General features: G+C 71.3%; 16 protein-coding genes and 2 pseudogenes. 7 read left to right on the top strand and 11 right to left on the bottom strand.

Features of this window, described 5'->3' with window-relative positions; genetic code table 11:
• Positions 1–26: 26 nt before the first annotated feature.
• On the bottom strand, positions 27–1,094 hold the full coding sequence (locus AB0N07_RS20580; protein ID WP_365836941.1) for a S1 family peptidase: 1,068 nt from the start codon (positions 1,092–1,094) through the stop codon (positions 27–29).
• A 773-nt stretch (positions 1,095–1,867) separates the two neighbouring features.
• Positions 1,868–2,233 (bottom strand): hypothetical protein, encoded by a 366-nt coding sequence (locus tag AB0N07_RS20575; protein ID WP_365836940.1) that lies wholly within the window; start codon positions 2,231–2,233, stop codon positions 1,868–1,870.
• 170 nt (positions 2,234–2,403) lie between these two features.
• On the opposite strand from AB0N07_RS20575, the gene AB0N07_RS20570 reads away from it, so the two are divergent.
• Positions 2,404–3,309, top strand: a complete 906-nt coding sequence (locus AB0N07_RS20570) for an NAD-dependent protein deacetylase (RefSeq protein WP_365836937.1) — start codon at positions 2,404–2,406, stop codon at positions 3,307–3,309.
• Between the two features lie 47 nt (positions 3,310–3,356).
• Here the strand turns inward: AB0N07_RS20570 and AB0N07_RS20565 are convergent, their stop codons facing one another.
• A complete protein-coding gene (locus tag AB0N07_RS20565) occupies positions 3,357–4,340 on the bottom strand; it encodes a GerMN domain-containing protein (protein ID WP_365836935.1) in 984 nt (327 codons plus the stop codon).
• Between the two features lie 2,047 nt (positions 4,341–6,387).
• On the opposite strand from AB0N07_RS20565, the gene AB0N07_RS20560 reads away from it, so the two are divergent.
• Positions 6,388–7,080 (top strand): hypothetical protein, encoded by a 693-nt coding sequence (locus tag AB0N07_RS20560; protein ID WP_365836933.1) that lies wholly within the window; start codon positions 6,388–6,390, stop codon positions 7,078–7,080.
• 425 nt (positions 7,081–7,505) lie between these two features.
• Entirely contained in the window at positions 7,506–7,919 is a 414-nt protein-coding gene (locus tag AB0N07_RS20555) for a rhodanese-like domain-containing protein (protein ID WP_365836930.1), read from the top strand.
• On the opposite strand, the gene AB0N07_RS20550 is transcribed toward AB0N07_RS20555, so the two are convergent.
• The gene (locus AB0N07_RS20550) at positions 7,856–9,001 is read right to left on the bottom strand and encodes a homoserine O-acetyltransferase (protein ID WP_365836992.1); all 1,146 of its coding nucleotides are present in this window, start codon (positions 8,999–9,001) and stop codon (positions 7,856–7,858) included. The genes AB0N07_RS20555 and AB0N07_RS20550 overlap by 64 nt on opposite strands.
• Complete coding sequence (locus AB0N07_RS20545) at positions 8,998–10,359, bottom strand: bifunctional o-acetylhomoserine/o-acetylserine sulfhydrylase (RefSeq protein ID WP_365836927.1); 1,362 nt, start codon at positions 10,357–10,359, stop codon at positions 8,998–9,000. The genes AB0N07_RS20550 and AB0N07_RS20545 overlap by 4 nt, the downstream gene beginning before the upstream one ends.
• A 280-nt stretch (positions 10,360–10,639) precedes the next feature.
• Between AB0N07_RS20545 and AB0N07_RS20540 the strand changes: the two genes are divergently transcribed.
• From AB0N07_RS20540 to AB0N07_RS20525, 4 genes and pseudogenes are all read left to right on the top strand, one after another.
• A complete protein-coding gene (locus AB0N07_RS20540) occupies positions 10,640–10,765 on the top strand; it encodes a hypothetical protein (protein ID WP_365836925.1) in 126 nt (41 codons plus the stop codon).
• 185 nt (positions 10,766–10,950) lie between these two features.
• Positions 10,951–11,259, top strand: a pseudogene (locus AB0N07_RS20535) (NmrA family NAD(P)-binding protein); the annotation flags it as partial.
• A 173-nt stretch (positions 11,260–11,432) separates the two neighbouring features.
• Positions 11,433–11,651, top strand: coding sequence for a hypothetical protein (locus tag AB0N07_RS20530; protein ID WP_365836996.1), 219 nt, complete (start codon positions 11,433–11,435; stop codon positions 11,649–11,651).
• Between the two features lie 897 nt (positions 11,652–12,548).
• A complete protein-coding gene (locus AB0N07_RS20525) occupies positions 12,549–12,887 on the top strand; it encodes a hypothetical protein (protein ID WP_365836923.1) in 339 nt (112 codons plus the stop codon).
• Between the two features lie 718 nt (positions 12,888–13,605).
• On the opposite strand, the gene AB0N07_RS20520 is transcribed toward AB0N07_RS20525, so the two are convergent.
• The 6 genes and pseudogenes from AB0N07_RS20520 to AB0N07_RS20495 form a co-directional block, all read right to left on the bottom strand.
• Positions 13,606–14,598, bottom strand: coding sequence for a GAF domain-containing protein (locus tag AB0N07_RS20520; RefSeq protein WP_365836921.1), 993 nt, complete (start codon positions 14,596–14,598; stop codon positions 13,606–13,608).
• Between the two features lie 313 nt (positions 14,599–14,911).
• Positions 14,912–15,094, bottom strand: coding sequence for an isochorismatase family protein (locus AB0N07_RS20515; protein ID WP_365836919.1), 183 nt, complete (start codon positions 15,092–15,094; stop codon positions 14,912–14,914).
• A 96-nt stretch (positions 15,095–15,190) separates the two neighbouring features.
• Positions 15,191–16,216 carry a 6-phosphofructokinase gene (locus AB0N07_RS20510; RefSeq protein WP_365836917.1) on the bottom strand — a complete coding sequence of 342 codons (1,026 nt, stop codon included), beginning with the start codon at positions 16,214–16,216 and terminating at the stop codon, positions 15,191–15,193.
• A gap of 120 nt (positions 16,217–16,336) precedes the next feature.
• On the bottom strand, positions 16,337–17,011 hold the full coding sequence (locus tag AB0N07_RS20505) for a CBS domain-containing protein (RefSeq protein ID WP_365836915.1): 675 nt from the start codon (positions 17,009–17,011) through the stop codon (positions 16,337–16,339).
• Positions 17,012–17,334: 323 nt separating this feature from the next.
• Positions 17,335–17,590, bottom strand: a pseudogene (locus AB0N07_RS20500) (respiratory nitrate reductase subunit gamma); the annotation flags it as partial.
• 398 nt (positions 17,591–17,988) lie between these two features.
• The gene (locus tag AB0N07_RS20495; RefSeq protein WP_365836913.1) at positions 17,989–19,128 is read right to left on the bottom strand and encodes a site-2 protease family protein; all 1,140 of its coding nucleotides are present in this window, start codon (positions 19,126–19,128) and stop codon (positions 17,989–17,991) included.
• Positions 19,129–19,132 lie beyond the last annotated feature (4 nt).

Genomic DNA, 19,132 nt, shown 5'->3' with positions numbered 1-19,132 from the left:
GCGGCCACCCAAGGGAGTTGGAGCGGCTACGGAATCGTCGCCCCCTCCGCGCTGAGCGCCGCCGTCACCGGCTGGAAGAACGTCTCGCCGCCCGAGCTGCAGTCGCCGCTGCCGCCCGAGGTGAGGCCGATCGCGGAGGAGCCGTCGAAGAGGGCGCCGCCGCTGTCGCCGGGCTCGGCGCAGACGTTCGTGTCGATCAGGCCGGAGACGGAGCCCTCCGAGTAGTTCACGGTGGCGTCGAGGCCGGTGACCGAGCCGCTGTGCAGGCCGCTGGTGCTGCCGCTGCGCTGGACCGACTCACCGACGTAGGCGTCGGCGGCGCCGGTGATCTGCTGGCTGCTGCCGTCGTACAGGTCGACCTCGCTCGCGGGCGACGAGCTGGAGTCGTCGTACTGCACGAGGGCGTAGTCGGTGCCGGGGAACTGGGAGTCGACGGTCTGGCCGACCTCGCTGCCGCCCTGGGAGTCGGACCAGGTCGAGGAGGCGTTGCCGCAGTGTCCGGCGGTGAGGAAGTAGGGGGCGCCGTTCACGGTGACGTTGAAGCCGAGGGAGCAGCGCACCGAGCTGCCCCAGATGGCGTCCCCGCCGGCCACGAGCGGCCTGAAGGGGGTGGCCGCGTGGCGCAGGACGGCCTTGCCGCCGAGCGCCTTGAGCGCCGCGTTCAGCCGGGTGCGCTTCGCTCCGGTGACGGTGGGGTCGGCGGTGACCACGACCTTGTCCTGCCGGGGGTCGATCGACCAGGCGGTGCCGGCGATCCGGGCCTGCTTGGCCAACGTGGCGATGGCGGAGTGCAGTTGGGCCGTGGAGTAGGGCACGACTCTGGGGACGGCTCCGGTGGCCAGGACCTGCCGGGTGGCCGACCGGTCGGTGATGTCGACGACGATCCGCCGGGAGGCGGCGTCGTAGTAGGAGCCGGCGGCGCGGTCGCCGAGCCGGGCGGCGAGGGCGGCTGCGGCCCTCGCCTGGTGGGCCGGTGCGTCGGGTGCGGCGGTGGCCGCGCCGGCGCCCGGCAGCAGTACGGCGGTGGCGGCGAGGGCCGCCGCGGCGGTGCCCGCGAGGGTGAGGCGGGCGGTGGATGTCGGACGGTTCGTCACGAGTGAGCCTCCTGAGGGGGGCGTCCCGCCCGCTGGGCGGGCAGGACCGGAGGGATCGGGGAGGGCATGGCGCCGGATTGATTTGCTGGCGTGACCATGCCAACTGAAGCGTCGATGAGTATCGCCATGCGCCGCCCACTCCCACAAGGCACCTTTCCGGCCGCGCGGTTGAGGTGGCAGGTACTCCGACTCCTCGGGGAACAGGACCGATCGCCCCCCATGACCAGGGACGCGACACCGCGCGACGGCCATCCCGCCCGGCATCCAGCCACTCGACACTTCCGCCGGGCTGGCCGGTAGACAGCGGTCCCGTTCGTTTTCCGGACCGCCTGTTCTGGCACCGGACGCGCCGAGCGCGCAGGTCAGGCCCACTTCGGTCAACTGCGCTTCGCGGAAGTGAAAAAACGTGGCAATGCCGGTTCGAGGCCCCGGCGAGGGGGCCGGCACGCCGTCGGCGACCACCTCGCGCGTGACGGTGCCAAGGACCGCCGTGCGCCCGTCGACTTCCCGTCCTCCAGCCCGTACACGCTGGCCTGCGGCAGGACCCGGCGGAAGGCGCCCCGACCGCAGGGGCATCGGTGAGGTGTCCGAGCTGCCGTACCGGCAGTCCGCCGACGGTGCCCGAAGGGCCGTACCGGCTTCGCGGGATGTGGTGTGCCGGACGTGGCCCGGCCCTCGGCCGCTGCCTCGGCCCGTTCCGGCTGCTGCTGTACCGCGGCGCAAGCCCCGGGCGGACCGCGCCGGCTTCCGGGACGTCACCCGGCGGAACAACGTCACGCCCGGTTCACGTACGCGGTTGCGGCGAGCGCCTTCGTCGCCGGTACCGACACGATCACGACCGGCCTGTACTGAGGCCGGTAGGGACGGGCCAGGTCACGCGGATCCGGGCGCGGTGGCTCGCCCCGATGCCGTGGCCAGGGGGCGAGCGCGCCGTGCAGATCGAGGCGTGCCCAGCGGACGACGACCGGGCTTTCCGGCGACGGACGGGATGCCGTCGACCATTGCCGGGGTCTGGTGGCGTCGTTGACGTTGGCCGCGGTGGTGATGACCTTGACCGGAGTGTGCTTCTCGTCGCAGATCAAGTGGTGACTGCCGCCCGCACTCCCGTTCTCGACCAGAAGTCCCCCGGGCCGCGTCATCGCCTGTTGCCCATGGCGGTGCCCGCACAACAGCACGGCCGATCCAGACGGAAGCCCGTTCGCTGATCCGGGATACGACGTCGTCACCGTGGAGCCCCGAGGCCGCTGCTTGATCGGCCGGCGCGCCTTGGCGTGGCGGCATCGTTCGCCGGGTTTCGTACCCTGGCGCTATGCGCATGCGCCCCACCCTGAGCTGGACCCCCGCCGAGGACCCGCCGCCGAGCACGACGGACCTGCGGTCGGTCGTCGACGCGCTGGCGGCAGGCCGGGTGCTGGTGCTCAGCGGTGCGGGCATCTCCACCGAGTCGGGCATCCCCGACTACCGAGGTGAGGGCGGCAGCCTGAGCCGGCACACCCCGATGCTCTACCAGGACTTCACCGACAGCGCGCACGCGCGGCGGCGGTACTGGGCACGGAGTCACCTCGGCTGGCGGGCCTTCGGCCGGGCGCGACCGAACGCCGGGCACCGGGCGGTGGCCGCGTTCGGTCGGCAGGGACTGCTCTCCGGCGTGATCACCCAGAACGTGGACGGGCTGCACCAGGCGGCCGGGAGCGAGGGCGTCGTCGAACTCCACGGCAGCCTCGACCGGGTGGTCTGCCTCGGGTGCGGCGTCCTCATCGCGCGCAGGGAACTCGCCCGACGACTGGAGGAGGCCAATCCCGCTTTCGCGCCGGTCGCCGCCGGTATGAACCCTGATGGTGACGCCGACCTCACCGACGACCAGGTCGGAGACTTCCAGGTCGTGCCCTGCACACTCTGTGGCGGGATCCTCAAGCCGGACGTGGTGTTCTTCGGCGAGGCGGTGTCGCGCGACCGGGTCGAACAGTGCCGCGACCTCGTTCACGCGGCGGACGCACTACTCGTCCTCGGATCCTCGCTGACGGTGATGTCCGGACTGCGGTTCGTCCGCCAGGCCGCGCAGGCAGGGAAACCGGTGCTCATCATCAACCGGGACATGACCCGGGGCGACCGCCACGCCGTCACCCGGGTCGACCTACCGCTCGGAGCGGCCCTCACCACGGTGGCGGGCCGACTGGGCGTTCCCGTCGACGACGAGGCGGCGGCCGGGGCCTGAGCCCGCGCGCTGCGCGGCCCCCTCGCACTGTCCTGGGACGGCCGGCGTCAGCGGTTCACGGTCAGTGGCTCGGTGTCGACGGTGACGGGCTTGCCGTCCTTGGCCGACAGGTAGTACGCGGTGAGCAGGCCCGGTCCGGTGCGGGCAGCCTTGTAGGGGAACGTCACATCGAAGGTGCCGCGGGTGCCGGTGCCGGAGGTGGCCTCGACACGCACGTCGGCTGCGGTGTGCCCCGTGGTGTCGGTGACCTTCAGACGGAACACGGCCTCGAACGTATCGGCGCTGCCCCAGACCCGCAGCGGAGTGTGCACGGTGTCGCCGATCAGCGGGGACTCCATCAGGACGGCCGGGGCCAGGTCCTCGAAGTCGGCTCGTCCCACGGGCCTGTTGAGGACGATGCCCTCGCCGCCGAAGTGCTTCACCGGCTTGCCGTCGAGCTCGAAGCGGACCGAGTGGATGGACGGGAACCGGGTCACGGTGAACACGACCTGAGCAAGGCGTGCCTGCATGGACAGGCTGCCGCCGCCGTCGTCGTAGCGGCCGGAGAGGTCAACGGTCGCGACGTGGTTGCGGACCACGACGGAGCGCAGCGTCGTGCCGGACGGGATGGCCGTGGTGCGCCCGTGGCTGCCTTCGTACCGGTTGGGGCCGGCCAGCAGGGCGCGGACGGCTCCGGTGGCGGTGGCCGGAGCGGTCACGGTGCGCGGGGCGGGCGAGACGTGTTCGCCGTGCAGGAAGTACACCGCCGTGCGGACCTGCTTCGCGGTGGTGCCGGTGCCGCCACTTGTCGAGGGCGCGGAGTGTGTCGCGGCGGTGGATGTCGACGGTGCGGAGGGTGCGGGTGTTCCGGAGGTACCTCCCGAGGAGGTCGTACCAGCCGGGGGCCGGGAGGATTCGGCGATCCCGCCCGGCGTACTCGTGCCGCCGCTCGTGCCGCATGCGGCGAGTGTGAGGAAGGGGAGCGTCAACACCGCGGTGAGTGCTCTGCGGTGGCATGGGCCGGTGTGGGCGCTCAGGGCTTCATCGTTCATGGCAGCCTCCTGAGACACTTTCATTCAAGCTCTGCCGCGGCCGGGCTTCCAGGGCTGATCGGCACCCGTCACCTGGCCGAACAGCGTGCATCCAGGGGCTGTTCGGCCCTGTGCCGGGGAGAGTGCGATTGACGGGCCGTCAAGTCCCCCGCGTGTGCACCGCGAAGAACAGGCGGACGAACGGGCGCGCTCGGGTGCGCCGATCCAGGCCCGGATGCCGCGCAGGCGTGCCTCCGGAGAGGCCGTCTGCGGCGGGAGGTACTAGCTGCGGTCGGCGGTCGCAGATGCAACCCGGCCAGGTCGTGCGCCAGTACGTAATCGGTCGCCCGCGCCGGCGTGGCCTCCCGTCGGACGGGAGCTGGGGGCGCCCCACGGTGGATCATCCTCTCGGTCCCGCGGAACTGACTCGACCGGGCACTCGTACTGGGCGCCGGAGGTCTCGTCGGCACGGCCTGGACGTCTGGGCTTGCCCGCGGACCGCGCCGCGGCGGGGTGGATCTCGGCGAGGACGATCTGATCGTCGGCACCTCGGCCGACGCGATCACCGCCGCACTGCCGGTCGCCGACCGGGGCCCCGACCGTCTCGCCACCCCAGTGCGCCCCGCCGACTCCGACAGCGCTCCGTCCCAGGTGGAGGGGCGCCGGCTGGGCGAGGCGTTCGCCGTGCTCGGCAATGCCGCCTCGGACCCGGCCGAGGCGCGGCGCCGAGTGGGACCATGTCGCCCGGACGCGCGCCATGGTCCGCGCAGAGCAATGGCCGGACCGGCAATTGCTCATCCCCGTGATGGACGCCGAGACCGGCACGCACGCCCTTCCGGGGCATCCAGCCACCGATCACCATCAACGGCCGCCGATACATGGATGGCTCCGGTCAGCGGCCAACGCCGGCCTCGCGGCCGGAGCCCGCACCCTCTCCGCTTTCTTCGCGAGTTGCTCCACCAGGAGCCAGTGGTCGCCGGAGCACACACAGTGGTGACCAGCGAGCCGACCCGGCACCACTGCGCGCATTCGGCTCGCACTCAAATGACCGGACGCCCTGGGAACCGGCCTGCCAGGCGGCTGCTCGCCAGGCCGTCGATCCCGCAGAGCAGCTCCGCCTCGCGTGGAAGACCGGGTCCGATCTACCGCTGGGGTATTGGTGCTCCAGTAGGGATTCTCCATTTCCGCTGGTCAGAGGCGGTTTCTCGGGCCCGGGATGCGCGGTGACCGCAGGCGAGGTGGGCCGGTCGGTCCCGTGGTGAGCCGTTCGGCCCCTGCTCCAGCGCGGCCTGTGGTGTGAGGGTGATGGGTGAGCCCGCGAGGCGAGCGGTGACGAGGTTCCTTCCGGGGACCTCGCCCTCCGTGGCCCCTGGCCGTTCAGGGTGGCGGCCAAGGCGCAAGTCCTGCGGGTGGCGCCGGATTGGGGACCGGCGCGGGCCGCTACGGCGGCTCCCCGGGAAAGGGGTGGGCCGGGTCGTCCCGCCCCGGTGCCGGGCCTGCGTGAGGCCGACAGATGACGACGTCGTCGTCGGAGGGGGCTCTGTCGGTCCGCGGGCCCGGCATCTGCCTGTTCGGGCAACCATGCGGGAGGCCTGGAGGCCGGACATGGAAGCGCTGCCGCGGCGGCCGACTCACCTGAGCGGAAGGTGCCGCGCACGGCGCCGTGCCGGACGTCTGACCACAGTCCGAGGGCGAGACTGCGCCACCGGCCACCGCCCCGGCGCTCGCCCTTGGGCTCTGTTTCCAGGGCGCGGTCGGCGGGTCGCTGGACTGTCTCGATCGATCTGCCGGGTCCAGCAGGGCGGTGGCCGCCGGGACAATCGGACCCGGCGCAGGGCCGACCGGCCCTCGCGCGGGCCGTTCTGCACCCGATATGCAGAGATGAAGCGACAGGCTCCACGCCGAGGCGCCGTCGCCAACCGCATCGAGGACCGCCGCGCCAGGTGGTCAGGCACCCTGCGTACGACCACCGGTGCGCGGCCCGTCCATCCCCGCGCACCGGTCTTCTGCGCTGCGGCTTGGAGACCTGTCACACCAGGCCCGCTCCCCGGTGACCAGGGAGGACACGATGTCCGAGCAGAAATCATGCAGTCGGCGACCGGGAGCCGGTCTGCTCCCCTTCATGGCGGCCTCGGCCGTGCTGGCGCTCTACGTACGGTGGTTCAGGCCGCGACTGCTGACCTGGGGCGCAACACGGGACGAGACCGCCCGTGTCTACCCCGGCGACGAACTCTTCCCCGACGCCGACGGCATCTCGACCATGGCGACCACCCTTCCGGCGCCACCGGAGAAGGTCTGGCCCTGGCTGGTGCAGATGGGAGGCGACCGCGGCGGCTGGTACAGCTGGGACCTCCTGGACCACTTCGGCGAACCCAGCGCGGACCGCATCGCGCCCGAGTGGCAGACCCTGGAGGAGGGGCAGCGGCTGCAGGCGACGCGAGACGGTCAGTCCTGGTTCACCGTGGCCCGATTGGAGCCGAACCGGACCCTGGTGCTGCGTTCGGACCTCAGTCTGCCCTCCGGCCACTCCTTCGACCCGGAGTGGGACGCTCTCCCGCTGGCGCGCATGGACGGGGTCTGGGGCTTCCACCTGCGGCCGACCGCCGAGGGGAAGACCCGTCTGGTGGTCCGCACCCGCGGACAGGGCCGCCCGCGGCGGCTCACCCGGCCGTTCGACCTGCTGCTGGGCGAACCCGCCCACTTCATCATGCAGACCCGCCAGTTCCACAACCTGCGTACCCGGGTCGCTGCGGCAGCCTGACACGTCGCTGAGGCGCCGGGGCCGGCCCGCGGTCTCCGGGACGCCGAGGTCCAGGGCCTCTCCGAGCGCGGTCGCGGCGTCCAGCTCCGGCAGGACCCGGGCGGTGGCGGCGATGTCGATCTCACCGTGGAAGGCGCTCACGGGCAGCCCGTCAACCGCGTGGAACTCGATGTGCTCGACGGTCGAGACGGAAACAAAGCGGTCCAGGCGCAATTCCCTCGATTTGACGGGTTCCGGCGTGCGGAGGGGGATGTCAGCCGGACACAGGGCATCTGCCCGGCGACGGGCGAGGGCGCTGACCTGGCGAGGCTTGTCGACGGGGTACTCGTCCGGTCCGGTGGTCCAAGCCGTGCCCCGTTCTCTCGTGAATATCGTGAATTAGGTGCACGCTTGGGCCGTCGGCCGTGAAGTGGGCGGAGGCAGTCGTGGGTGCGGTCGGGGCGGAGGACGGCGGGACGCTGCCGATGTTGCGGCTGGACGAGCTGCTCGACGAACTCCAGGTACGTGTCAGCGAAGTACGGAACTTCCGCATGCCGCCCGGCCCCGAACTCGCCGCTCGGGTCGGCGCGGTCCTCCACGGCGCCGACTCGCCGGTCGTCCTGCACTGCGGCGGCGGCATGTCGGCCGCGGCCACGGCACTCGCCCTCACCCTCCACGGCCGGGACGGCATCGCCGTCTACGACGGGTCGTTGGAGGAGTGGTCCAAGGATCCGGCGCTGCCGCTGGAACTCGGCGGGCTGAGTCGGTCGGCGGGCTGGGATCTCCCCGGACCCGCTCAGCGGACGAGCTCTCCCACGAGCGCGGCGACCTGCTCCACCTCGATGAGGAAGCCGTCGTGACCGTAGGGGGATTCGATCAGCCGGAGGTCATCGGCGGTGGGGATGCCTGACGCCAGTTCCGCCTGCTGGGACGGTGGATAGAGGCGGTCGGAGGCGACCCCGGCCACGAGTGTTCTGGCGGTCACCCGACGCAGGGCGGCGCGCACGCCGCCGCGGCCCCGGCCGACGTCGTGGCTGTTCATGGCCTCGGACAGGACGACGTAGCTGCCCGCGTCGAAGCGGCGCACCAACTTGGCGGCGTGATGGTCGAGATAGGACTCGACCTGGTACCTGCCGCCGCTCCGGGGGTCCTCCGTGCCCTGGGGCGTACGACCGAAGCGGACCTGAAGCTCCGGCTCGCTGCGGTAGGTGACGTGGGCGAGCCGCCTGGCCAGTCCGAGTCCGGCGTGCGGTCCTTGACCGGTGTCGTGGTAGTGGCCGCCGCGCCAGTGCGGGTCGGCGCGGATGGCGTGCAGTTGGATGTTCGCCCAGGCGATCTGCTCGGCGCTCGCCGCGGCCGTCGAGGCGAGCAGCAGCAGGGCGCCGGTGCGCTCGGGATACGACACGGCCCATTCCAGTGCCCGCATCCCGCCCATCGAGCCGCCGACCACCAGCGCCCAACGGGCGATACCCAGCGCGTCGGCCAAGTCGGCCTCGACAGCGACTTGGTCACGTTGGGTCAGGAAGGGAAAATCGCCGCCCCAGCGGCGGCCGCCCGGTGTGAGCGACGACGGCCCGGTACTGCCTTGGCATCCGCCGAGGACGTTCGGCGCCACGACGAACCAGCGGTCCGTGTCCAGGGCCCGTCCCGGTCCGATGAGGCCGTCCCACCAGCCGGGGGTGGGGTGCCCGGGTCCGGCGGGGCCGACCACGTGGCTGTCCCCGGTGAGGGCATGCAGGACGAGGACCGCGTTGGACGCGTCCGACGCGAGCCGCCCCCACGTCTCGAACGCCAGCCGCGTGCCCGGCAGTTCACCGCCCGCCTCCAACGGAAGCGGCTTCTCGCGGGCGTACCACTGACGACGCCCGGGCGGGTCCCCCTCCCGCCAGGCCCCGGTGGCCGGCGGGAGGGGGACCTCGGAGGGCGTCAGTACGGTGTTCAGGACGCGCCCTTGGCCGCGCGGAACCCTGCCTCCAGGTCGGCCTTGAGGTCGGCGAGGTTCTCGATGCCGACCGACAGCCGCACCAGGCCGGGGGAGGTGCCGGTGGCCACCAACTGCTCCTCGTCGAGCTGGCTGTGGGTGGTGGACGCCGGGTGGATGATGAGGCTGCGGACGTCGCCGATGTTGGCGAGGTGGCTGAACAGCTCGACGGCGTCCACGAACCGCTTGCCCGCCTCGATGCCGTCCCGCAACTCGAACGAGACGATGGCACCGGCACCGCGCGGCAGGTACCTCTGCCCGGCCTCGTACCAGCGGCTGGACTCAAGTCCCGGATAGTGGACGGCGGCGACCTCGTCGCGCTGCTCCAGCCACTCGGCCAGGGCCTGGGCGTTCGCGGAGTGCCGCTCGATGCGCAGGCTCAGTGTCTCCACGCCCTGGAGCAGCAGGAACGCGGAGTGCGGGGAGAGCGCCGGGCCGAGGTCACGCAGCAGCTGCACCCGGAGCTTGATGGCGAAGGCGCCGGGGCCGAGGGCGGGCCAGTACTGCAGACCGTGGTAGCTGGGGTCGGGCTCGGTGAAGTCGGGGAATCGGTCGGTGTGGGCGCCGAAGTCGAAGGTGCCGCCGTCCACGACGACACCCGCGATCGCGGTGCCGTGACCACCCAGGAACTTGGTCGCCGAGTGCACGACGATGTCCGCGCCGTGCTCAATGGGCCGCAACAGGTAGGGAGTCGGAACCGTGTTGTCCACGATCAGCGGCACGCCCGCCGCGTGCGCCACGTCCGCGACCGCCCGCACGTCCAGCACGTTGCCGCGCGGGTTGCCCAGCGTCTCCGCGAACAGCGCCTTGGTGTTCGGCCGGATCGCGGCCCGCCAGGCCTCGGCGTCGTCCGGGTCGTCCACGAACGACACCTCGATGCCCAGCTTCGGCAGCGTGTGCCGGAACAAGTTGTAAGTGCCGCCGTACAACGACGTACTGGAGACGATGTGGTCCCCTGCGCTCGCCAGCGTCAGGATCGCGAGGGTCTCCGCCGCCTGCCCGGAGGACAGCGCCACCGCCGCGACTCCGCCCTCCAGGGCGGCGATCCGCTGCTCGAAGACGTCCTGGGTGGGGTTGTGGATACGGGTGTAGATGTTGCCGGGCTCGGCGAGCGAGAACAGGTCGGCGGCGTGCTGGGTGTCCCGGAACACGAACGACGTCGTCTGGTAGATCGGCGTCGCCCGGGCGCCGGTCGTCGGGTCGGGCGCGGCCCCGGCGTGGATCTGCTTGGTCTCGAACGACCAGGCCGAGGTGTCGGGCCCGGCGGACGTTTCCTCGGGCGTGTGGCCGGCGGTGACGGAGTCGATGGGCTGGCTCATGGTGCTTCTCCCTGTGCGGGTGGTGAGAGTGGGAAGGCGTGAGGGAACCGCAGCGCTGCAAGCCGCCCCCGACGGAGGGTGGCGGTCAGCCTGAAGCGGTGAGAAAGATGCTGGTCAGAAGCCGGAGCGCGGCGTCAGCTCGCGGCGGAACAACCCGTGGTGGTGACACGCACGTAGTCCACGTGGCGGCGGGTCACGAGCACGGTCATGCAGCTAGATAACCACAACGGCGGCGGTATTCACCAGCACAACGAGGGTGTCTCACGTTGCGGGATGCGTGGTGGACGCACCTTCCCGGGTGTGCTTCGACCCGGTCATGGAGACCACGGGCACGGCATACACGGTGCTGCTCGACCCGTTCTGGGTGAGCCGCCGCGCCGACCAGTTCGACCAGGTCTGTCGCTGATCGCCGTTCCACGGCTCGTGACCTCTCCCGCTTCCGCGCCCCGGACGCCGACCGTGACGCCTTCTTCGCGCTGCCCGAGGAGCGGCGACTGGAGATCGAGAACCTCAACTCGCCCCAGTTCCGCGGCCATACGCGCACCGGAACCGACTAGATCGAGCACCTTGGCCTGCACGGACACGTCCCTCGTGCGGGACGCGACCGCGCCCGCCGCCACATCACTTGAAACCGCCGGAGCGGAGCTCGTGCGCGGCGACTTCGACGACCCGTCGAGTCTGCCCGCCGCGCTGGAGGGGGCAGCGGCACTGTTCGCCGTACCGCCCGTGGCCTTCGGGCCGGCCGGCTCGGACGTGGAGCTGGAGTTCGCCCGGGGCCGGGCACTGACCGATGCCGCGGCCGCGGCGGGAGTCGAGCACGTCGTGTTCACCGGAGTCGCGTCCACACCGGAGCGCCCGGGCGGCTCCGAGGGAAAGAAACACATCGAGGACTACCTGCGTGAACGGATCCGGTCGGTGACCGTGTTGCGTCCGGTGCGGTTCATGTCGAACTGTCTCGGTTCGACGCCCATCGGCCTCGACGGCATCGTCCGTGGCGTGCACCGGAACATCTTCCCGCCGGACGAACCTGTCCAGAGGCGGTCGCCGCGATCAGCGAGGCCACCGGGGTCACCGTGCGCCATGAGCAGATCACCCACGCCGAGGCCACCGCACTCAACCCCGAGATCGCCCAGGTGCGGGGACGCCGGGCAGCCGGTTCGCGCCGGCACGCCGACATCGAGGCGCTGAGGATGATCCATCCCGGACTGCGGACCCTCGCGCACTGGCTCGCCGAATCCGGCGCAGACTCCTTGCGGAAGCGGCTCGTCGAAACCGCGTCTCCGGGACTGTGAAGCACCACGCCCGGAAAGTTCGGCGGCGGGGGAGCGGGGACCACCTGGCTGGTCGGCTCCGCCGCCGACGTCGCCACGGCGCTGGAGAACTACCGCAAGCTCGGCATCACCCACTTCGTCCTCTCCGACACCCCCTACAAGCAGGAGATCAGCCGTGTCGGAGACCAGTTGCTGCCCCTGCTGCGCTGACCGTCATGCGGTGAGGTCTCCGAGCCGAATGAGATCGGTTATGGCCGACGGCAGTTGGGCGTGGCTGACGATGCCGCGGAATTCGATGGCGCTTCGTTGAGAGAGGGGCGTGATGGCCCCGAGTGGAGGCGGGTGTCCCATCGCAGCTCGACCGAGGTCGAAACAGAGCGCCGCCAGAGTGGTCCACCGGTGATTCACACCGGCTGACTCAAGTCGCCCGGATGCCAGTTGCAGAGGTCGCTGCCTCTGACCTCCTCCGATCGCCTCCGCAACCCGTCCTAGCAGGTCACAGTCTCATCGCACGGCGGTCAGCCGTACGCCACCGGGCGTGGACCGCGCGACCAGGGGTGCATCACTTCGCCGCTCACGAAACGCGCGAATCTCCCGACGTCGCGTGCACGCCATGGCCCCGGAGGTGCTCGACCGCGGCACCGCTGAAGGGAGTTGTCTCTCGGTCCGGGACCATCGGACCCTGCCGCCTGGCGGTCCACGGCGGGAGACTTTCTGTTCACTGCGGCGATTCCACCTCTCCGGACCTGCTCAGGGGGCACCATGACGTGGAGCGTTCCTCTCACCCTCCGCCCGCGGGCGGCACTCCTTTGCCGAAGTCGACGGAAGGTGTTGCCGTCTCGGCTGCGGGCGACGGGAGCCGCCGATCCCGGCCCGGGCCCCTCACCTGTCGCGATCCGCTGTTACGCGGGATGCCTTGTGATCGAGGTGTGGCAGGAGGTGGGTCCGGCCGCGGAACCCCATCTGGGCCGTCTGCTGCACGCCGCGATCCGCGCCGGAGGCACCGCCGTGATGGTCGATCTGCGGCACATCGGAGATCTGGGTGCGAGCGGCCTCAGCGTGCTGCGACTCGCACGCGCACTGGCGGAGCAGCACGGGCTGCCATTCGGCTTCGTGGGTGATGTTCCGGGCGCACCGGTGCCACCCGCTTCCGGGAGGCAGCCGGGCCGGACAACCGCGGTCCCCGCGGGCGACGGCGCCGAAGAGCGGCTGCCCTTCGGCGCGGCCCCCTCCGTCCTGCCGCCCGCTCCCGGGTGAGGGTGACGTCCATCGACGCTGCAGTCGACAGGGCCCTCCCCGGTCAGAGGCGGACCGTTGCTGCCCACCGGCCGGTGCGGAAGGGATACCGATCTGGCCGCAGCGGCCGGCTGGGCCGCGTACCCCGATCCTTTCACGCCGCGGCGGCGGTCAGGTGGCGATCTCGACGTGGCGGGGCTTGGCGCCTTGTGCTTTGTGATAGGCAGTTCCCGGTCCCCGGCCGGGGTGGCCCGCACTCGACGAGGTACGCGTCGTCGGTGTGCAGGGAAGGGCGACCAGCCGATCTGTCACACTGCCGCCACGTGCTGCGCATATCGGCTCCTTGCCGCCTCATCACCGTGACGGCCGTCTACGGAATCCGCGTCCTGGACTTCCTCGCATGAGGCCGCAGGTCCTCAGTACACGGGTGGTACCCGGATCGCTGGTGGTCGATCCCGGCGGCGACAGGGGCGAGGCATGATCACACACCTCTCGACGCGGGGACGTCCGAGCCCGTCCGAGCCCGTCCGTTCTCACCGGCTGATGATCCGTCGTAGTCGTATACGTCAATAGGCTGGTACGCCCGTTCGGAGGCCCCGGGGCGTGGGCCGCGCACATTCAGGCGCTCCCTGGTGCGGCTGTCCCGTCGGCCACCGGGTGGCCGACCCGACGGATCACCCGGCAGGACGAGAGCACCCTTGACGGCCCTGCCGTCCCGGTTGTTCGCTCCTGGTCCTTTTCACACGCCCGGTCGGCCGCCCGGCACGAGTCGTGCCTCGGAAGGACGGCGATCGGTGCCTTCCGCTCCGGTCCGGCCGGAATGACGGGTGCTGATTTCCAGCGCGGCCCGCTGGATCTGGCGGATCGCTTCGTCGAGTTCGTCCAGGCCGTCCTGCACGCGCCGCGCTGCGTGGTCGTCGTGGGTGACGAGTTGCAGTGTGCCCGCGAGGTTCAGTCCTGCCGAGAAGATCCGGTTGATGGTGTCGGACAGTACCTGCCGCATGAGGAGTTCGACGGATGCGTTGTCGAGCCGGGGAAGGGTGGTGGCGTCCGGCAGGCGGATGGCCAGGCCGTCGCCGGTGGCAGGTGACCCGTCGAGGTGTTGTGCGATGATCTCGCCTGCGAGCCGGCCGTAGAGTTCCATGAGTTTCAGGTCCCGTGCGGACGGTCGGCCGGGCTGTGACGCGTGGGTGGAGATCATGCCGATGATCCGGCCCGCCGGGTCGATCAGCGGGGTGGACTGGACGGCGCGGACGCCGGCGGCACGGAAGACCTGCTGGTGCGGTTCCAGGGCCCGGTCGGCGCGTACGTCTGCCACGACCGTCTGGGTGCTCTGCCGGGCGGCCTGGCCGCAGACGGAACTGGCGTCGCGGACCACCGAGAAGTGATCGATGAACCCGTCGCGGAAGCCGGACTGGGTGACCAGGACGAGCGAACCGTCGCGCGGGTCGATGACCTGGATGTTCCCGAAATCGGCGCCCATGTGTGCCACCGCCGTGTCGGTGATCGAGGGAAGCACGGCGCTCAGGTGGGGAACCTCGCGCAGTTCGGCCGCCGCGTCCTGCACCTTCTGGACGGCAGCGGGCTCGTCCAGGGCGAGGTCGAGGTAGGCGCGGAGATGGTCGAGCCTGGGGGCCAGCCCGTCTCCGTGTGGTCGCAGCCACGTCGAACGGTACGACGCCGTCACCTCGTGCAGCCGTCCTGGGAGGTTCTGGGAGGTGTTCACGGACATGCACACCACATGCCTTCGCTCGGGTCCGTCTCCCGTCGTCATCAGGCTACGTCCGCGAGGCCGTACCGAACAGCTGTGCCACGGGGCAGTGTCGGCCCTGCCCCCGACGGGCGACCGCACCGTCACTGAACGTGGGCCTCGTGCGACTGGTGGAGCCGGCACCTGCCTATTGAGGCGACCGTCGAGCCGGAGGGTGGAGGGCAGCCCGCGGGGGAGATCCCGTCGCCCGGCACCACCACCCCGCCGCCGAACCGTCGACGCCGCGCGGACACCGCCGCGGCAGCTGCGGGCGCGCTGGTCCTGGCGGCCGGCGCTACCCCTCGCCCTCGACGACGGCCGCAACGGTCCCCTGTCGGCCGAAACCGAGGTTGAAGGCGTCACGTGCCGTGGAGTCGACGCATATGTGCGTCATGAAGCCGACGAGGACGAGGTCCTGGCGGCCCGTCTGCCGCAGTTGTGCGTCCAGGTCGGTCCCGAAGAAGGAACTGAGGTGCATCGATGTGGTCCTGCTGCATCCCGCGCCGGCCCTGCCGAAGACATCACGGGGAGCGGTTGCCCACGCCGTGCTGCACTGCACCACTGGGTGGAGAGTTCAGCCGAAGAACACCCGGAACTCGTCGTACAGCGCCGGATCCACCTGCTTGGTGTGCGCGGTGGCTTCGGCGAGGGGCACACGGATGATCTCGGTGCCGCGCAGGGCCACCATCTTGCCGAAGTCACCGTCGTTGACAGCGTCGACGGCGTGCAGCCCGAAGCGCGTGGCCAGCCAGCGGTCGAAGGCGCTCGGGGTGCCGCCGCGCTGGATGTGACCGAGGACCGTGGTGCGCGCATCCGTGCCCGTGCGCTCCCCGATCTCCTGGGCCAGCCACTCGCCGATGCCCGACAGCCGCACATGGCCGAACTCGTCGAGCGTCCGGTCCTTGAGGATCATCCGGCCCTCTTTGGGGACGGCTCCCTCGGCCGCCACGACGATCGGCGCGTAGTTGATTTTGAACCTGCTCTTCACCCACGCACAGACCTGGTCGATGTCGAACGGCCGCTCCGGAACGAGGATCACGTTGGCTCCGCCCGCGACACCGGCCTGCAGTGCGATCCACCCGGAGTGCCGCCCCATCACCTCCACCACCAGGGTGCGCATGTGCGACTCGGCGGTGGTGTGCAGACGGTCGATCGCCTCCGTCGCGATCCCGACGGCGGTGTCGAAGCCGAACGTGCAGTCCGTACCGGACACGTCGTTGTCGATGGTCTTCGGTACGCCCACCAGACGGATCCCCTGACGGCTCAGCTCGGTGGCCACACCGAGCGTGTCCTCGCCGCCGATCACGACGAGTGCGTCCACCTCGTGCGCGGCCAGTGTGTCCCGGATGCGCTTCGCCCCGTCCTCGTGCTTGAACGGGTTGGTGCGGGAGGAGCCGAGGATGGTTCCGCCGCGGGGAAGGATCCCCCGCACCTCGGGAATGCCGAGCGGCACGACAGTGCCCCGGAGCGCACCGAGCCAGCCGTCCCGCAGGCCGACGAATTCAAAGTCGTACTCCTGGATGCCCTTGCGGACCACGCTGCGGATCACGGCATTGAGACCGGGACAGTCACCGCCGCCAGTCAGCACTCCCACCTTCATGGCGTCGCTCACCTCCCGTGGACGTGAACTCCAAGTGCCGTTCGACTCCCTTTCCATCATGAGCGACGGTGGTCCGCCGGGCGACCTTGCGCCCAAGCAGAGCAGGGCGCCGCGCGAGGCTCAGGTTCCGAGGGGGAGGCTCCGGGAGGCGTCGGTCCGGTACGCGATGTGCTCCGAGACCGAGACCACACCGTCGACGCTCCTGCACAGCCGCTCGATGAGCGGGATCAGGCTCTTCGTCTCCACGGACCCGCCGAGGGTCACCTGCCCTTGGCGTACCTGAGCGGTCACCTCCGAGGGAGCAAGGCCCAGGGTCTCGTGCAGCACGTCCCGGGTGATCTCGTCGTGGATGGCGTCGTCACGGCGTAGGAAGATCCGCAGCAGGTCACCGCGGCTGACGATGCCCAGCAGCCGGTCCGCCTCGTCCACCACGGGCAGCCGTTTGACGTTGTGGGCCGACATACGGCGGGCCGCCTCCACCACGGTCCACTCCGGGTGTGCACACACCGCTGGAGCCGACATCAGCTCCTCGGCGCTGACGCCCTCGGCCTTGGCCCGCTCCCACGCCTCCGGGTGAGGTATCGGCATGCGGCCGGACGTGTCGGCCTGGGTGGAGGTCTTGCGCAGCAGGTCGGCCTCGGAGACGACCCCGATGGGGTGGTCCAGCTCGTCCACCACGGGTACGGCGGTGATGTCGTGGTCCGCCAGGAGCTTGATGATCTCCTTGAACGGCATGTCGCGCCGGGCGCGGACGACGGACCGGGTCATCAGGTCTGCGACGGTGCGGTGACGCATGGCGCTCCTCCCTTCTCGGGGGTGGCAGGTGGCGACGATCACATGTCAAGCCTCGCAGCACGAAGCCGTCGGCAGGAGAGCCACTCAGACCCCGTTGAGGGCCGGATGGCCCGGAGAGCGGGCTGTTCGGCCCTGAGCGCGCCGACGATGCCAGAACAGTGTCCGGCGATGTTCAACGCCGGCGGTGGTCCGAACGCTCCTCTCGACGGACCGCGCTCACGCGGCGCGCCGGGGACGGTCTCCCGGTGGTCTTCCCGCTGCTGTCCGCCACGGTCCTGCCGGGCATCTGCGCCACCGCCGCGCACAACGTCTTCGGCGGCGGCTACGCCGAGCCCCGTGGCCATGGCCGGGCCCGCCACCGAACGCAGCCAGACGGCCGTGGTGTGGTACGCGTGCTCCCTGATGCCGGCCGCCCCAGCGAAGACGGCGGTGTTCCAGGAGCCGACTGGCGTGGGAGGTCCAGCCGAACTGGTCCTGCCGGTAGCGCCACACGTGCCCGACCACGAACACGGCGAGGCAGATGTACGGGAAGGCGACCCACAGCAGCAGGTCGGCGCCGCTTGCGGAGGCGGCGGCCAGAGCGGCGAATGCGCCGTTCGTCGGGCGTCTTCCGTACGGGCGGCCGCGCTGGAGGGCATGCGGGTCGGTGGGGCGGGCGGCGGTGGCACGAAGGTCTGCGGCGGGGCGAACTCCCGGTCTCCGTAGGCCCCGTAGGGGTCGAGTCCGACGTCCTCGGTGGGCGGGCGGCAGTGCCGCGAACTCCAGGACCACCGGCAGATGGTCGGGCAGTTCGCCGCCGTCGATGTCCCAGCCGGTGCCCCGATAGCGCTGGGCTGGCGCCAGCAAGGCCATGCCCCACTGCGGCGGCGCACCCCTTGCTCCGCTTGGGCCGACGGCCTCTGGCAAGTGGCCTTTCGGCGAGCCGGTTCGGCCGTTGCCCTGTGGCCGTCCTCGCGCCCGTTAGCGGCCCGGATGCTTCACGCCCGCGGCCGTGTCGTGGCCGTCAGCCAGGACACCGCGCGGCTGACGTCGGCGAGCGTGACGATGCCGACGACACGCCCCGCGTCGAGGACCAGGGCCCGACGGTCCGCGCTCGTCTCGAGGCGCGGCAGCAGGTCCACGACCGGCTCGTCGGGTGTTGCGGTCGCGACATCGGAGAGGGGCCGCATCACGTCGGCGATCGTGGTCGTCGGACGGGCCTGCAGGGGAACCCGGTCGACGAGCCTGACCGTGACCAGGCCGGCCGGTGCGCCGTCCGGTGCCAGTACCGGGAAGGCGGAGTGCCGGTAGGCCCCGAAGGGGCCCTCGGCCAGGAAAGCGGCGACCGTCGCCGTGGCGGGAACCGTCACCGGGTCGCGGGTCATCACCTGACGGACCCGAAGGCCGGCCAGGACACCGCCCAGTTCGGCATGGCGGGCCTCCTCGGTGGCGGCGGCGATCAGGAACCAGCCGACCAGCGCGGGCCACAGCCCCGACAGGTTGCCGCGGAACAGCACCGCGGCGAAGCCGGTGACCACCATGAACCAACCCAGGGCCCGTCCCGCCGCCGAGGCGCTGCGGGTGGCCCGGACCGGGTCGCCGGTGCGGTGCCACAGGAACGCCCGCAGCAGACGGCCGCCGTCCAGCGGAGCGGCGGGAACGGCGTTGAACACCGCGAGGACCAGGTTGATCGCGGCGAGCCAGGCGACCGCCTCCACGACCAGAGCGGAGACACCGAGCGCGTCGAGCCACAGGGCCAGGCCCGTGAGTGCCGCGCCGAGTACCGCACTGGTCAGCGGTCCCACCCCGGCGATGCGCAGCTCGGCCGCCGGCGTGGGCGCCTCGGTGCGCAGCCGTGCGACACCTCCGAGCATCCACAGGGTGATGCCCTCGACCTGGACGCCGTTGCGTCGTGCGACGACCGCGTGCGCGAGTTCGTGGGCCAGCAGCGAGGCGAGGAAGGCCAGCGCCGTCAGCAGCGCCAGGGCCGAGTACGCCCACGCGGAGTGGCCCGGGTGTGCGTCGGGAAACCGGCCGCCCGCGAGCATGGCGGTGACGAGGGCGACGATGACCAGCACACTCCAGTGCAGACCGACCCGGACACCGGCGATCCGCCCCAGCGCCAGCGTCTCCTTCACCGCA

The sequence above is a fragment of the Streptomyces sp. NPDC051172 genome, assembly GCF_040682555.1.
In the GTDB taxonomy this organism is placed as follows: domain Bacteria; phylum Actinomycetota; class Actinomycetes; order Streptomycetales; family Streptomycetaceae; genus Streptomyces.
Note: the sequence above shows the minus strand (reverse complement) of the source record. Positions and strands in the feature narration are given on the sequence as shown.

Coding starts and splice junctions, on each gene's coding strand:
- AB0N07_RS20575 (WP_365836940.1), bottom strand. CDS start 2,233: ATGACGCGGCCCGGGGGACTTCTGGTCGAGAACGGGAGTGCGGGCGGC.
- AB0N07_RS20570 (WP_365836937.1), top strand. CDS start 2,404: ATGCGCATGCGCCCCACCCTGAGCTGGACCCCCGCCGAGGACCCGCCG.
- AB0N07_RS20565 (WP_365836935.1), bottom strand. CDS start 4,340: ATGAACGATGAAGCCCTGAGCGCCCACACCGGCCCATGCCACCGCAGA.
- AB0N07_RS20560 (WP_365836933.1), top strand. CDS start 6,388: ATGTCCGAGCAGAAATCATGCAGTCGGCGACCGGGAGCCGGTCTGCTC.
- AB0N07_RS20545 (WP_365836927.1), bottom strand. CDS start 10,359: ATGAGCCAGCCCATCGACTCCGTCACCGCCGGCCACACGCCCGAGGAA.
- AB0N07_RS20520 (WP_365836921.1), bottom strand. CDS start 14,598: ATGTCCGTGAACACCTCCCAGAACCTCCCAGGACGGCTGCACGAGGTG.
- AB0N07_RS20515 (WP_365836919.1), bottom strand. CDS start 15,094: ATGCACCTCAGTTCCTTCTTCGGGACCGACCTGGACGCACAACTGCGG.
- AB0N07_RS20510 (WP_365836917.1), bottom strand. CDS start 16,216: ATGAAGGTGGGAGTGCTGACTGGCGGCGGTGACTGTCCCGGTCTCAAT.
- AB0N07_RS20505 (WP_365836915.1), bottom strand. CDS start 17,011: ATGCGTCACCGCACCGTCGCAGACCTGATGACCCGGTCCGTCGTCCGC.